Here is a 13,437-nt window from a genome sequence, read left to right on the forward strand (position 1 = left end):
ACTTTATGAGCAAAGACTACAAGGATCTGCTGGTTTCCCTCGACATCGGCACGTCGAAGGTGGTGGCCATCGTCGCCGAGCTGAAGGGCGAGGGTCACTACGAGGTGATCGGTCTCGGCCAGAGCGAGTCGAAGGGTCTGAAGAAAGGTGTGGTGGTCAACATCGAGGCCACCGTGCAGTCGATCCAGCGCGCGCTCGAGGAAGCCGAGCTGATGGCCGACTGCAAGATCACCAACGTGTTCACCGGGATCGCGGGCAGTCACATCCGCAGCTTCAACTCGAGCGGGATGGTCGCGATCAAGGACAAGGAAGTCACGCAGACGGACGTCGCGCGCGTGATCGAGACCGCGAAGGCGATCAACATCCCGACCGACCAGCAGGTGCTGCACATCCTCACGCAGGAATTCATCATCGACGGCCAGGAAGACGTGCGCGAGCCGATCGGGATGAGCGGCATCCGGCTGGAAGTGAAAGTGCACATCGTGACGGGCGCGGTGAGCGCCGCGCAGAACATCGTCAAGTGCGTGCGCCGCTGCGGGCTGGAAGTGAACGACCTGATCCTGCAGCCGCTCGCGTCGTCGCTGGCGGTGCTGACCGAAGACGAGAAGGATCTCGGCGTGGTGCTGGTCGACATCGGCGGCGGCACGACCGACATCGCGATCTTCGCCGAAGGCGCGATCCGCCACACGGCGGTGATTCCGATCGCTGGCGACCAGATCACGAGCGACATCGCGATGGCGCTGCGCACGCCGACGCCGGATGCGGAAGACATCAAGGTCGGCTACGGGATCGCGAAGCAGGCGCTTGCCGATCCGGACGAAATGGTGGAAGTGCCGGGCCTCGGCGAACGCGGCCCGCGCACGCTGTCGCGCCAGGCGCTCGCGGCCGTGATCGAGCCGCGCGTCGAGGAACTGTTCTCGCTCGTGCAGCAGGTCGTGCGCGAATCGGGTTACGAAGAACTCCTGAGCTCCGGCGTGGTCATTACCGGCGGCGCGTCGATGATGCCGGGCATGGTCGAGCTCGGCGAAGACATTTTCCTGAAGCCGGTGCGCATCGGTGCGCCGGAATATGCAGGCGGCCTGTCCGACGTCGTGCGCAATCCGCGCTACTCGACGGCGATGGGGCTGCTCGTCGAAGGCAGTGCGCAGCGCATGCGCGGCCGCAAGGTCGCCGTGCAGTCCGGCAACGCGGGGCAGGTGTTCTCGCGGATGAAGGAATGGTTCCTGAGCAACTTCTGAAATACCGAATCGAAATTCGCGCTGGTGCCGGCGGCTGGCGCGCGACAGGGGGTTGCCCGATCTCCTGCCGAATAACGGCCGAGTAGCAGTCATTCTCTTGACGGAGGCAACAATGGAATTCGAAATGCTGGAAACCGAGACCAACGGCACCATCATCAAGGTGGTCGGCGTTGGCGGCGCTGGCGGCAATGCCGTCCAGCACATGATCAACCGCGGCGTGCAGGGCGTCGACTTCATCGTGATGAACACGGACGCGCAGGCGCTGTCGCGTTCGCGCGCATCGTCGGTGATCCAGCTCGGCAACACGGGTCTGGGCGCCGGTGCGAAGCCGGAAATGGGTCGTGCGGCAGCGGAAGAAGCGCGCGAGCGCATCGCCGACGCACTGCGCGGCGCGCACATGGTGTTCATCACGGCCGGCATGGGTGGTGGCACGGGCACGGGCGCGGCACCGGTGGTCGCGCAGATCGCGAAGGAGATGGGCATTCTGACGGTCGGTGTCGTCAGCAAGCCGTTCGAGTTCGAGGGCGGCAAGCGCATGCGCGTCGCCGAAGCAGGCTCGCAGCAACTGGAGGATCACGTCGACTCGCTGATCGTCGTCCTGAACGACAAGCTGTTCGACGTGATGGGCGACGACGCCGAGATGGACAAGTGCTTCCAGTGCGCGGACGACGTGTTGAACAACGCGGTGGCGGGTATCGCGGAAATCATCAACGTCGACGGCCTCGTGAACGTCGACTTCGAAGACGTGAAGACGGTGATGGGCGAGCAGGGCAAGGCGATGATGGGCACGGCGACGGTTGCCGGCGTCGATCGCGCACGCCTCGCGGCGGAACAGGCCGTGGCGAGCCCGCTGCTCGAAGGCGTCGATCTGTCGGGCGCGCGCGGCGTGCTGGTCAACATCACGTCGAGCCGTTCGCTGCGCCTGTCGGAAACGCGCGAAGTGATGAACACGATCAAGAGCTACGCGGCGGAAGATGCGACGGTGATCTTCGGTGCGGTGTACGACGACGCGATGGGCGATGCACTGCGCGTGACGGTCGTGGCGACGGGGCTGGGCCGTGCGGCGAAGAAGCAGCAGTCGGCACCGATGACGCTGCTGCGCACGGGTACGGACAACCAGCCGGTCAGCGCGGTGTCGCACGGCTATGCGCCGGCGCAACACGTCAGCACGGCCGACTACGGCGCGCTCGATACGCCGGCGGTGTGGCGCAACTCGCGCGAAACCGCGGCATCGCACGTGCAGGCGCTGCAGGAGAAGGGGGTGGACACGTACGACATCCCGGCTTTCCTGCGCAAGCAGGCTGACTGACGACGCACACAGGCGAAGCCGCGGCGAAGTTGCCGCGGTAACGCCGGCGTGACGGATGCCACGGACCACGACAGGCCGCGTCGGATGCGACGCCGGGCCGGGAAACGTGCCCTCTTCGCGTGAGCGGAGCGGGATGGGCCGTGCTGTCCGCGACACGCTGAAAAACCGTATCGCTATGAGGGACCAGCCATGATTCAAGTGGGCGACGCGCTGCCCGACGCGCAATTGTTCGAGTTCATCGACGATGCGCGCGAAGGGTGCACGCTGGGGCCGAACGCCTACAGCGTGCGCGACCAGGTTGCGGGAAAGCGGGTGGTGATCTTCGGATTGCCGGGCGCGTTCACGCCGACCTGCTCGGCGCAGCATGTGCCGGGCTACGTCGAACACGCCGAGCAACTGCGCGCGGCGGGGATCGACGAGATCTGGTGCGTGTCCGTCAACGACGCATTCGTGATGGGCGCATGGGGACGTGATCTGCACACCGCGGGCAAGGTGCGCATGATGGCGGACGGCAGCGCGGCTTTCACTCATGCGCTGGGGCTGACGCAGGATTTGTCCGCGCGTGGCATGGGAATTCGTTCCCTGCGCTACGCGATGGTGATTGACGGCGGTGTGGTCAAGACGCTGGCCGTCGAGGCGCCGGGCAAGTTCGAAGTGAGCGATGCGGCGAGTGTTCTCGCGACGTTGACGTCCTGATCGTGCGGTGCGCCGTTGCCTTCCGGCAACGCTGCTCACCGGCCGCAGGGCAGTTGTAACACGGGCCGATGACCGGAAACGCCTCCGTTCCGGGCATTGGCCCGTCCCGTATCGGCGCGGGTAAACAGACGAAACAGATTGATACGCAGTTTCAAACAGCGTTGAATTGGGAATTACGCTATAATCTCGCCTATCGAATATAACTCCTGATTGATATCTTCAATCAAGACGAAGAAGACCATGTTGAAGCAGCGCACCATCAAATCCATCGTGAAGACCGTGGGTATCGGTCTCCACTCGGGCCGCAAGGTCGAACTGACGCTCCGTCCGGCTGCGCCGGGCACGGGTATCGTGTTCACGCGCGTCGACCTGCCCACGCCCGTCGATATCCCGGCCTCCGCGATGTCGATTGGCGACACGCGGCTCGCGTCGGTGCTGCAGAAGGATGGCGCGCGCGTGTCGACGGTCGAGCACCTGATGTCGGCGTGCGCCGGCCTCGGCATCGACAACCTCTATGTCGACGTGACGGCCGAGGAAATCCCGATCATGGACGGCAGCGCCGCGTCCTTCGTGTTCCTGATTCAATCCGCCGGCATCGAAGAGCAGAACGCGCCGAAGCGCTTCATCCAGGTGAAGAAGCCGGTCGAAATCCGCGATGGCGACAAGTTCGCGCGTCTCGATCCGTATTTCGGCTTCAAGCTGAAGTTCACGATCGACTTCCGTCACCCGGCCGTCGACAAGACCGGCCAGGAATTGGAGGTCGATTTCGCGAATACGTCGTACGTGCGCGAGATCGCGCGCGCGCGCACGTTCGGTTTTGCCCATGAAGTCGAAATGATGCGCGAGCTGGGTCTCGCCCGCGGCGGCAGCATGGACAACGCGATCGTGCTCGACGAGTACCGGATCCTGAACAACGACGGGCTGCGCTACGACGACGAGTTCGTGAAGCACAAGATGCTCGATGCGATCGGCGACCTCTACGTGGTCGGCCATCCGCTGCTGGCATCGTACACCGCGTACAAGTCGGGCCACGGGCTGAACAATGCGCTGCTGCGCGAGCTGCTCGCACACGAAGACGCGTACGAGATCGTGACGTTCGACGATCCGCAGGCTGCGCCGAAGGGGTTCGCGTTCGACGCGCAGACGGCCTTCGCGTGACCGGCATTCGTTACCGCAAGCGATAAAAAAGCGACCCTCGGGTCGCTTTTTTGTTGGCTGGCCGCCGTTGGCGGCCGGGGCAGTCAGCGCGGTTTCGCGCCGTGCCGCGCCGCCATCCGTGCGAGCGCAGCCTGCAGCGGCGACGGTTCGAGGTGGTCGGCGAGGTCGCGCAGCGCGGCGGCGCCGGTCGACGTCATCCGCGCCTGCTTCACGTGCGGCGGCTCCGGCGCGTCCTTCGGCCGCACGCGCACGCGCAGCGTCGTCACGGGCCAGCCGCGCTTCTGGAGATCGCCGAGCAGTCGCACTTCGACTTGTCGCAGCCGGGCGGCCAGCGCATTGTGCGCGGCAAAGAGGGTCAGGGTGCCGTCCTTGATGAAGCCCGGTTCGACGTGATTCGCCAGATAGTCGGGCAGGCACGCGCCGAGGTCGCGCTGCAGCGACGCGATCTGCTCGACGCCGGCGCGCAGCGCCGCGAATGCGTCGGTACGACCGAGCACTTCGGACACGGGTTGCGGGCGATAGGCGGCGAGCGGGCCGAAACGCTTGGAAAATCGGTTCATCGAGGCTTTCTTCGAGCGCGCACGCGCGCGGACGTTGCAGCCGATTGTACCCGCGCCGGCCCGCGCACGGGCGGCTTTCGCCCACGCCCACCCGGCCCCGGCGCGCAATGGCCGTCCGGCCGGGACGCAGGCGCATGCGGCCCCGCGTGCTAAAATTCGTCGTTTGAGTCCACTAATTCGCTAAGCCGCCGAGGCTCGGGCGCCGGGGCGCGTACCACGCGCCGGGCGCCGGTGCTGCGACGCAGGATCCGATCCGATGACAACCGGTTTTCTCCAGAAAATTTTTGGCAGCCGCAACCAGCGGCTCGTCAAGCAATACCAAAAGACCGTCGCGACGATCAATGCGCTCGAAACGCAGATCGAGCAGCTGACGGACGACCAGTTGCGCGGCAAGACGGATGAATTCCGCCAGCGGGTCGCGGCCGGCGAGTCGCTCGACAAGCTGCTGCCCGAGGCCTTCGCGGTCTGTCGCGAGGCGAGCCGCCGCGTGCTGAAGATGCGGCACTTCGACGTGCAGATGATCGGCGGCATGGTGCTCCACTACGGCAAGATCGCGGAAATGCGCACCGGCGAGGGCAAGACGCTCGTCGCGACGCTGCCCGTGTACCTGAACGCGCTGGCCGGCCGCGGCGTGCACGTCGTGACCGTCAACGATTACCTCGCGCAGCGCGACGCCGAATGGATGGCGCGCCTCTACAACTTCCTCGGTCTGTCGGTCGGCATCAACCTGTCCGGCATGGAGCACGACCAGAAGCAGCAGGCGTACGCGGCGGACATCACGTACGGCACGAACAACGAATTCGGCTTCGACTACCTGCGCGACAACATGGTCTACGAGACCGACGCGCGCGTGCAGCGGGCACTGAATTTTGCAGTCGTCGACGAAGTGGACTCGATCCTGATCGACGAAGCGCGGACGCCGCTGATCATTTCGGGCCAGGCCGAGGATCACACCGAGCTGTACGTGCGGATGAACGCACTGCCGCCGCTGCTCGAGCGCCAGATCGGCGAAGAGAAGGCCGACGGCACGGGCGTCGAGAAGCCGGGCGACTACACGCTCGACGAGAAGGCGCGCCAGGTATTCCTGACGGAATCGGGCCACGAGAAGGCCGAGCGCCTGCTCGCCGAATGGGGCCTGATCGGCGAGGGCGAGAGCCTGTACGCGCCGCAGAACATCACGCTGATGCACCACGTGTACGCCGCGCTGCGCGCCCACACGCTGTTCCACAAGGATCAGCACTACGTCGTGCAGAACGGCGAAGTGGTCATCGTCGACGAATTCACGGGCCGCCTGATGGCCGGCCGCCGCTGGTCCGACGGCCTGCACCAGGCGGTCGAGGCGAAGGAGCACGTGAAGATCCAGAGCGAAAACCAGACGCTCGCGTCGATCACGTTCCAGAACTACTTCCGGATGTACGCGAAGCTGGCCGGCATGACCGGCACCGCGGACACCGAAGCGTACGAATTCAACGAGATCTACGGCCTCGAGACGGTCGTGATCCCGACCAACCGCCCGCCGAAGCGGATCGACAAGCAGGACCAGATCTACAAGACGGCCAAGGAGCGCTACGACGCGGTGATCCGCGACATCCGCGACTGCTACGAGCGCGGCCAGCCGGTGCTGGTGGGCACGACCTCGATCGAGAACTCCGAGCTGCTGTCGCACCTGCTGAAGCAGGCCGGGCTGCCGCACGAAGTGCTGAACGCGAAGCAGCACGAGCGTGAAGCGGCGATCGTCGCGGAAGCCGGCCGTCCGAAGCGCATCACGATCGCGACCAACATGGCCGGTCGCGGTACCGACATCGTGCTCGGCGGCAACGCCGAGAAGCAGGCCGCGTTCATCGACGCCGACGACGCGATCCCGGCCGACGAAAAGGCACGCCGCATCAAGCAGCTGCACGACGAGTGGGAAACGCTGCACGAGCAGGTGAAGGCCGCGGGCGGCCTGCACATCATCGGTACCGAGCGCCACGAATCGCGCCGGATCGACAACCAGCTGCGCGGCCGTGCGGGCCGCCAGGGCGATCCGGGCTCGTCGCGCTTCTATCTGTCGCTCGACGATCCGCTGCTGCGCATCTTCGCGGGCGACCGCGTGCGCTCGATCATGGATCGCCTGAAGATGCCGGAAGGCGAGGCGATCGAGGCGGGTATCGTCACGCGGTCGATCGAATCGGCGCAGCGCAAGGTCGAAGCGCGCAACTTCGACATCCGCAAGCAGCTGCTCGAATACGACGACGTGTCGAACGACCAGCGCAAGGTGATCTACCAGCAGCGCAACGAGCTGCTCGAAGCGCACGACATCACCGAGACGATCACCGCGATGCGTCACGGCGTGATCACCGAGGTCGTCCGCCAGTTCGTGCCGGAAGGCAGCATCGAAGAGCAGTGGGACGTGCCCGAGCTCGAGGAAGCGCTGCGCAACGACTGGCAGCTCGACCTCGCGATCCAGGAAATGGTGAACGAGTCGTCGTCGATCACGGCCGAGGAGATTCTCGACGCGGTGACGACGGCCGCCGACGAGCAGTACGACGCGAAGGTCGCGCTGGTCGGCCGCGAATCGTTCAGCGCGTTCGAGCGTTCGGTGATGCTGCAGACGGTCGACCGCCTGTGGCGCGAGCACCTCGCGGCGCTCGACCACCTGCGTCAGGGCATCCATCTGCGCGGCTATGCGCAGAAGAATCCGAAGCAGGAGTACAAGCGCGAGGCGTTCGAACTGTTCGCCGCGATGCTCGACGCGATCAAGCAGGAAGTCACGCGCGTCGTGATGAACGTGCAGATCCAGTCGCCGGAGCAGCTCGAGGAGGCGGCCGAGCAGATCGAGGAGCGCGGCGGTCATCTCGAGAACGTCGAATACCAGCACGCCGACTACGCGGACGCCGGTGCGCCGGTCGCGAACGTCACGGCCGCCGCGGCGGCCACGGCGACGGCCGACATGGTCGGCAGCGCGATGACGCACAGCGGCCCCGGCGGTGAAATGCCGAAGGTCGGCCGCAACGACCCGTGCCCGTGCGGCAGCGGCAAGAAGTACAAGCAATGTCACGGGAAGCTGTCATGATCGGCGGCGGCGCGCGTCACGCGTGCCGCGTCGTTCGCAGCTTCGAGTCAGTGATGTGAGTTGTGGCGGCCCGCGCGTGCGGCCGCCGGTTCTTCCAATCGATGCCGGCGCATGCCGGCATTTTCCATCCGGCAGGTGTGCCCCATGGCTGTCAATTTTCCGTCGATCGATCCCGCCCAACTGCATCCCGTCGCCGGCGTCACGCTCGGCTGGGCGGAAGCGAACATCCGCAAGCCGAATCGCAAGGACGTGCTGGTCATTTCCGTCGACGAAGGCGCGACGGTCGCGGGCGTGTTCACCGAAAATCGTTTCTGCGCGGCGCCGGTCACCGTCTGCCGCGAGCACCTGGCGAAGGTCCGTGCGGGCGGCGCGGGCATCCGCGCGCTGGTCGTGAATACGGGCAATGCGAACGCGGGCACCGGCGAGCCGGGCCTCGTGAACGCACGCGAGACCTGCACGGAGCTCGCGCGTCTCGCGGGCATCGCGCCGGCGCAGGTGCTGCCGTTCTCGACCGGCGTGATCCTCGAGCCGCTGCCGATCGACCGCCTGAAGGCCGGCCTGCCGGCCGCGCTCGCGAACCGCCAGGCCGCGAACTGGTTCGACGCCGCGCAGGCGATCATGACGACCGACACGCTGCCGAAGGCGACGTCGCGCCAGGTGACGATCGACGGTCACACGGTCACGCTGACGGGCATCAGCAAGGGCGCGGGCATGATCAAGCCGAACATGGCGACGATGCTCGGCTTCCTCGCGTTCGACGCGAACGTCGCGCAGCCGGTGCTCGACACGCTGGTGAAGGAAGTCGCCGACCGCTCGTTCAACTGCATCACGATCGACGGCGACACGTCGACGAACGACTCGTTCATCCTGATCGCATCGGGCAAGAGCTCGCTGTCGGCCATCACGTCGACCGATTCGCCGGCCTATGCGGCGCTGCGCGACGCGGTGACGGAAGTCGCGCAGGTGTTGTCGCAACTGATCGTGCGCGACGGCGAAGGCGCGACGAAATTCATGACGGTGCAGGTCGAAGGCGGCAAGAGCGTCGCCGAATGCCGCCAGATCGCGTACGCGATCGGCCATTCGCCGCTCGTGAAGACGGCCTTCTACGCATCCGACCCCAACCTGGGCCGGATTCTCGCGGCGATCGGCTATGCGGGCGTCGCGGATCTCGACGTCGGCAAGATCGACCTCTATCTGGACGACGTGCTCGTCGCGAAGGCGGGCGGCCGCAACCCGGCCTACCAGGAAGAGGACGGCCAGCGCGTGATGAAGCAGAGCGAGATCACGATCCGCGTGCTGCTCGGCCGTGGCGACGCGCAGGCCACCGTCTGGACGTGCGACCTGTCGCACGATTACGTGAGCATCAACGCGGATTACCGCTCCTGATCGGGAGCGCTCGAACGACATGGACAAGCTTGAACAGTTTCTGACGCGCGCGGAAGCGCTGCTCGGCCGTCTCGAAGGGATGCTGCCGCCCGCACCGGCGGCCATCGACTGGAACGCGGCGCACGCGTTCCGCTGGCGCAAGCGCCAGGGGCGCGGCTACCTGCAGCCGGTACCGGCCGTGTCGTCGATCACGCTCGGTGACCTGCACAACATCGATCGCCAGAAAGTGCTGATCGACCAGAACACGCGGCAGTTCGTGCAGCGCAAGCCGGCCAACAACGTGCTGTTGACCGGCGCGCGCGGCACTGGCAAGTCGTCGCTGATCAAGGCGTGCTTGAATGCGTACGCGAACGACGGGCTGCGGCTGATCGAAGTCGACAAGGACGACCTGCACGATCTCGGCGACATCGTCGACCTGATCTCGCAGCGTCCGGAGCGGTTTATCGTGTTTTGCGACGACCTGTCGTTCGAGGACGGCGAATCGGGCTACAAGGCGCTGAAGGTCGCGCTGGACGGGTCGATCGCCGCGCAGTCGGACAACGTGCTGATCTACGCGACGTCGAACCGCCGCCATCTGCTGCCCGAGTACATGAGCGACAACGAATCGTACAAGCATCTGCCGGACGGCGAGATTCACCCCGGCGAAGTCGTCGAGGAGAAGATCTCGCTGTCGGAGCGCTTCGGCCTGTGGGTCAGCTTCTATCCGTTCAAGCAGGACGACTACCTCGACATCGTCGCGCACTGGCTGCGTCACTTCGGCTGCCCGGATGCGGAGATCGAGACCGCGCGCGGCGACGCGCTCGTATGGGCGCTCGAGCGCGGCTCGCGTTCGGGCCGCGTCGCGTGGCAGTTCGCACGGGACTGGTCGGGCCGCAAGGAGCAGGCATGAGCGCGGATCTGGCACAGGGCGCCGTGCGGGCGCCGGACGGCCGCAAGGTGACGGAAGTCGCGGTCGGCGTGATGGTGCAGCCGGACGGGCGTTATCTGCTCGCGCAGCGCCTGCCGGGCAAGCCGTATGAAGGTTACTGGGAGTTTCCGGGCGGCAAGCTGGAGGCCGGCGAAAGCGTCGAGGACGCGCTGGCGCGCGAGCTGCACGAGGAACTCGGCATCGAAGTCACGGCCAGCCATCGCTGGCACACGCTCGAGCACGATTATCCGCACGCGTATGTGCGGCTCTATTTCTGCAAGGTGACGGGCTGGACGGGCGAGCCGCACAGCAAGGAAGGGCAGGCGTTCGTGTGGCAGCAACTGCCGGTCGAGGTTGCGCCGCTGTTGCCGGCGGCGCTGCCGGTGCTCGAACTGCTCGAGAAGGAAGCGGCGTCGCAATGACGCCGCGGCGGCCTGCCGGAAAGGCGGGCCGTATCGGCGGACGGGGGCGTCGCTCAGCTGTCGCGGCGGTTGTCCGTGCCGTCTTCTTCCGACGACGGACCCTCGTCGGAGGCGCCGCCGATCCGATACTTTTCCGCGGCCCATGCGCCGAGGTCGAGCTGCTTGCAGCGGGCCGAACAGAAGGGACGGAACTTGTTTTCAGGCGTCCAGCGCACTTCGGCGCCGCACGAAGGACATTTCACAACGGTAGTCATACGAAAGCATCGATCCGGCACGTGGCCGTTACAGATTACACAGTGTCAGATGGAACGGCACGTCGATGTCCACCGCGCGCGGCCGTACATCGCCGTCCTGCATGGTGAACCGCACCCACAGCATGTATTTGTTGGCGCTCGCTTCGGGAATGACGCGCAGCTCCGGCGGCACCCGTACCTGCATCAGCTGGTAGGTGCGGCCGGACAGCATCTGCTGGTAGCTGCCCTGCATCGCCATGACCTTCGACGCCTGACCCGATTCGCGCGCGAGCCGCAGCACGATCGCCGCGGCGTCGCGCAACGGTAGCATCGGCAGGACCCACTTCGCGATGTCCTGGCGCCGCTGCTCCGCAGGCCATTGCTGCCACGCGTAGTACGACGGCAGGTCGAACTTGCAGGTACCGCCCGGAATCACCGCGCGGCTGCGGATGCTGGCGAGCCACTCGTTGTCGACGAGGTGCTGGCCGGTCTTGCCCTGCATCTGCGCGAGATTCGCGAGCGTTTGCTCGATTTCACCGAGCACGGCTTCGAGCGCGTTCTGCTCGATGCCCGGATTGCCGCGAAAGGGGGCGAGCGTCTGGCGCTGACGTTCGAGCTCCTTCATCAGATCCGATTTCAGGTCCGCGCGGCCCGTTACCTCGGCGATTTCGAACAGCGTCGTCAGCGCGACGTGGTGTTCACGCGGGTCCTCCTGAGCCAAAAAGAACGTGAAGCGCTCGAACAGATCTTCGAGACGCAACAGCGTGCGAATTCGCTCGTTGAACGGATACTCGTAAAGAATCAAGCGCGCTCGCCTCTTGGGTAGGGATTGAAACAATGAAGGACATTCTAATGCCCCCTCTCTACCCTAGCAACGCGCCAATTTCGTACACCATCACGATTGCGCGCGATGCTCAGTGCGCGGCGGCCGCGAATTCGACATAGCGTTGGTGCAGTGCATCGACCTGCGCGGCGAGCGCGTCGGGCGTGAGCGCGTCGTTGACGATCACGTCGTCGGCCGCTGCGAGGCGGGCTTCGCGCGACGCCTGTCGCGCGATGATCGCTTCGACCTGTTCGCGCGTGAAACCGTTGCGCCGCATCACGCGCGCGATCTGCGTTTCGACCGGGCAGTCGACGACGAGCACGCGATCGCTGCGCGCCTTCCAGGTGCCCGACTCGACGAGCAGCGGCACGACGAACATTACGTACGGGCCCCGCGCTTTGCGCGCGTCGCGATCGGTCTCCGCGCGGATCAGCGGATGCGTGATCGCTTCGAGGCGCCGGCGCGCGGCGTCGTCGCTGAAGATCAGCGTGCGCATCTTCGCGCGATCGAGCGAGCCGTCGGCGGCCACGAAGTCGCGACCGAAAGCCTGCTCGATCGCGGGCATCGCGAGGCCGCCCGGCGCGGTGATGCGGTGGGCAATCAGGTCGGTATCGACGAGCGATGCGCCACGGGCGCCGAACAGGTCGGCAACGGTCGTCTTGCCGCTGCCGATGCCGCCCGTGAGTCCTACGGAAAACATGTCAGCCTCCGAGCGCCGCATAGAAAGGGGTGCCGAAAAACAGCGTGGCGACGCCGCCGGCCGCGAGGAACGGGCCGAACGGAATCGGCTCCTCGAAGCGCATGCGGCCGCGCCAGGTTGCGACGAGCCCGACGATCGCGCCGGTCACCGCCGCGAACAGCACGACCTGCGGCAGCGCGGCCCAGCCCATCCATGCGCCGAGCGCGGCAAGCAGCTTCAGGTCGCCGAAACCGATGCCCTCGATGCCGCGCAGCCATTTGAACAGCCAGTAGATCGACCACAGGAACAGGTAGCCGGCCATCGCGCCGATCACGGCCGAGCGCAGCGACGTGAAGGTGCCGCCGAGGTTCAGCACGAGCCCTGCCCACAGCAGCGGCAGCGTCATCGAGTCGGGCAGGTAGCCGGTCCGGATATCGATCGCGCTCATCGAGAGCAGCGCCGCGCACAACGCGAACGCGGCAAGCGCGGCGACGGTCGGGCCGAACGCCGCGAGCGAGCCGGCGGCGAGCCCTGCGCAAGCGATCTCGACGAGCACGTAGCGGATGCCGATCGCATGGCCGCAGCGCCGGCAGCGCCCGCGCAGCATCAGGTAGCTGACGAGCGGGATGTTTTCCCACGCGCGCAATACGTGGCCGCAATGCGGGCAGGCACTGCGCGGGCGCCACAGATCGTAGCGCGGCGGATAACCGTCGTCGGGCGGGGCGCTCGCGGTGCCCGTCGCCTCGGCGATCTCGGCCTGCCACGCGCGCTGCATCATCACGGGCAACCGGTGCACGACCACGTTCAGGAAGCTGCCGATGCAAAGGCCGACGACGACCGCGAACGCATACTGCAGCGCGGGCGGCAGCATCGCCAGCGCGAGCAGCGTGCTCTCGGGCGAATCGGAAACGGCGGACAGGGGCGCGGGCGTCATGAGGCTCAAGGTTCGGACTTAAAAGGCGACAGAATCG

Annotated in this window: 13 protein-coding genes; 8 read left to right on the forward strand and 5 right to left on the reverse strand. The window is 66.1% G+C overall.

The features are described 5' to 3' along the window. Positions 1-5 precede the first annotated feature (5 nt). From ftsA to lpxC, 4 genes are all read left to right on the forward strand, one after another. Complete coding sequence (ftsA, locus tag J8I33_RS10175) at positions 6-1,238, forward strand: cell division protein FtsA (protein WP_006487138.1); 1,233 nt, start codon at positions 6-8, stop codon at positions 1,236-1,238. Positions 1,239-1,350: 112 nt separating this feature from the next. Next, positions 1,351-2,547 (forward strand): cell division protein FtsZ, encoded by a 1,197-nt coding sequence (gene ftsZ / locus J8I33_RS10180; RefSeq protein WP_006487140.1) that lies wholly within the window; start codon positions 1,351-1,353, stop codon positions 2,545-2,547. A 189-nt stretch (positions 2,548-2,736) separates the two neighbouring features. After that, positions 2,737-3,243: a peroxiredoxin gene (locus J8I33_RS10185; RefSeq protein WP_011544504.1), complete on the forward strand. Its 507-nt coding sequence runs from the start codon at positions 2,737-2,739 to the stop codon at positions 3,241-3,243. A gap of 240 nt (positions 3,244-3,483) precedes the next feature. Continuing rightward, a complete protein-coding gene (gene lpxC / locus J8I33_RS10190) occupies positions 3,484-4,401 on the forward strand; it encodes a UDP-3-O-acyl-N-acetylglucosamine deacetylase (RefSeq protein WP_124556620.1) in 918 nt (305 codons plus the stop codon). 83 nt (positions 4,402-4,484) lie between these two features. Here lpxC and J8I33_RS10195 read toward each other — a convergent pair whose 3' ends face one another. Further along, entirely contained in the window at positions 4,485-4,961 is a 477-nt protein-coding gene (locus J8I33_RS10195; protein ID WP_050013898.1) for a DUF721 domain-containing protein, read from the reverse strand. Between the two features lie 256 nt (positions 4,962-5,217). Between J8I33_RS10195 and secA the strand changes: the two genes are divergently transcribed. From secA to J8I33_RS10215, 4 genes are all read left to right on the forward strand, one after another. Beyond that, complete coding sequence (gene secA, locus J8I33_RS10200; RefSeq protein ID WP_124556621.1) at positions 5,218-8,016, forward strand: preprotein translocase subunit SecA; 2,799 nt, start codon at positions 5,218-5,220, stop codon at positions 8,014-8,016. A 144-nt stretch (positions 8,017-8,160) separates the two neighbouring features. After that, a complete protein-coding gene (argJ, locus tag J8I33_RS10205; protein ID WP_209935292.1) occupies positions 8,161-9,402 on the forward strand; it encodes a bifunctional glutamate N-acetyltransferase/amino-acid acetyltransferase ArgJ in 1,242 nt (413 codons plus the stop codon). Positions 9,403-9,421: 19 nt separating this feature from the next. Further along, a complete protein-coding gene (locus J8I33_RS10210) occupies positions 9,422-10,291 on the forward strand; it encodes an ATP-binding protein (protein WP_050013895.1) in 870 nt (289 codons plus the stop codon). Then, positions 10,288-10,731 (forward strand): NUDIX domain-containing protein, encoded by a 444-nt coding sequence (locus J8I33_RS10215; RefSeq protein WP_209925709.1) that lies wholly within the window; start codon positions 10,288-10,290, stop codon positions 10,729-10,731. Before J8I33_RS10210 ends, J8I33_RS10215 begins: the two co-directional genes overlap by 4 nt. A 53-nt stretch (positions 10,732-10,784) precedes the next feature. On the opposite strand, the gene J8I33_RS10220 is transcribed toward J8I33_RS10215, so the two are convergent. The 4 genes from J8I33_RS10220 to J8I33_RS10235 all read right to left on the reverse strand — a co-directional run bounded on the left by J8I33_RS10220 (position 10,785) and on the right by J8I33_RS10235 (position 13,400). Next, a complete protein-coding gene (locus J8I33_RS10220; RefSeq protein WP_011544509.1) occupies positions 10,785-10,985 on the reverse strand; it encodes a DNA gyrase inhibitor YacG in 201 nt (66 codons plus the stop codon). Positions 10,986-11,013: 28 nt separating this feature from the next. After that, on the reverse strand, positions 11,014-11,769 hold the full coding sequence (gene zapD, locus J8I33_RS10225; protein WP_050013893.1) for a cell division protein ZapD: 756 nt from the start codon (positions 11,767-11,769) through the stop codon (positions 11,014-11,016). A 109-nt stretch (positions 11,770-11,878) separates the two neighbouring features. Then, the gene (gene coaE, locus J8I33_RS10230) at positions 11,879-12,487 is read right to left on the reverse strand and encodes a dephospho-CoA kinase (protein WP_050013892.1); all 609 of its coding nucleotides are present in this window, start codon (positions 12,485-12,487) and stop codon (positions 11,879-11,881) included. Between the two features lies 1 nt (position 12,488). Further along, positions 12,489-13,400, reverse strand: coding sequence for an A24 family peptidase (locus J8I33_RS10235; protein ID WP_050013891.1), 912 nt, complete (start codon positions 13,398-13,400; stop codon positions 12,489-12,491). Positions 13,401-13,437 lie beyond the last annotated feature (37 nt).

The sequence above is a fragment of the Burkholderia sp. AcTa6-5 genome (assembly GCF_017815075.1).
GTDB classification, from domain to species: domain Bacteria; phylum Pseudomonadota; class Gammaproteobacteria; order Burkholderiales; family Burkholderiaceae; genus Burkholderia; species Burkholderia sola.

Excerpts from the sequence above, each read along its gene's own strand:
- ftsA (WP_006487138.1), top strand. The coding sequence starts at position 6 with ATGAGCAAAGACTACAAGGATCTGCTGGTTTCCCTCGACATCGGCACG.
- ftsZ (WP_006487140.1), top strand. The coding sequence starts at position 1,351 with ATGGAATTCGAAATGCTGGAAACCGAGACCAACGGCACCATCATCAAG.
- J8I33_RS10185 (WP_011544504.1), top strand. The coding sequence starts at position 2,737 with ATGATTCAAGTGGGCGACGCGCTGCCCGACGCGCAATTGTTCGAGTTC.
- lpxC (WP_124556620.1), top strand. The coding sequence starts at position 3,484 with ATGTTGAAGCAGCGCACCATCAAATCCATCGTGAAGACCGTGGGTATC.
- J8I33_RS10195 (WP_050013898.1), bottom strand. The coding sequence starts at position 4,961 with ATGAACCGATTTTCCAAGCGTTTCGGCCCGCTCGCCGCCTATCGCCCG.
- secA (WP_124556621.1), top strand. The coding sequence starts at position 5,218 with ATGACAACCGGTTTTCTCCAGAAAATTTTTGGCAGCCGCAACCAGCGG.
- argJ (WP_209935292.1), top strand. The coding sequence starts at position 8,161 with ATGGCTGTCAATTTTCCGTCGATCGATCCCGCCCAACTGCATCCCGTC.
- J8I33_RS10210 (WP_050013895.1), top strand. The coding sequence starts at position 9,422 with ATGGACAAGCTTGAACAGTTTCTGACGCGCGCGGAAGCGCTGCTCGGC.
- J8I33_RS10215 (WP_209925709.1), top strand. The coding sequence starts at position 10,288 with ATGAGCGCGGATCTGGCACAGGGCGCCGTGCGGGCGCCGGACGGCCGC.
- J8I33_RS10220 (WP_011544509.1), bottom strand. The coding sequence starts at position 10,985 with ATGACTACCGTTGTGAAATGTCCTTCGTGCGGCGCCGAAGTGCGCTGG.
- coaE (WP_050013892.1), bottom strand. The coding sequence starts at position 12,487 with ATGTTTTCCGTAGGACTCACGGGCGGCATCGGCAGCGGCAAGACGACC.
- J8I33_RS10235 (WP_050013891.1), bottom strand. The coding sequence starts at position 13,400 with ATGACGCCCGCGCCCCTGTCCGCCGTTTCCGATTCGCCCGAGAGCACG.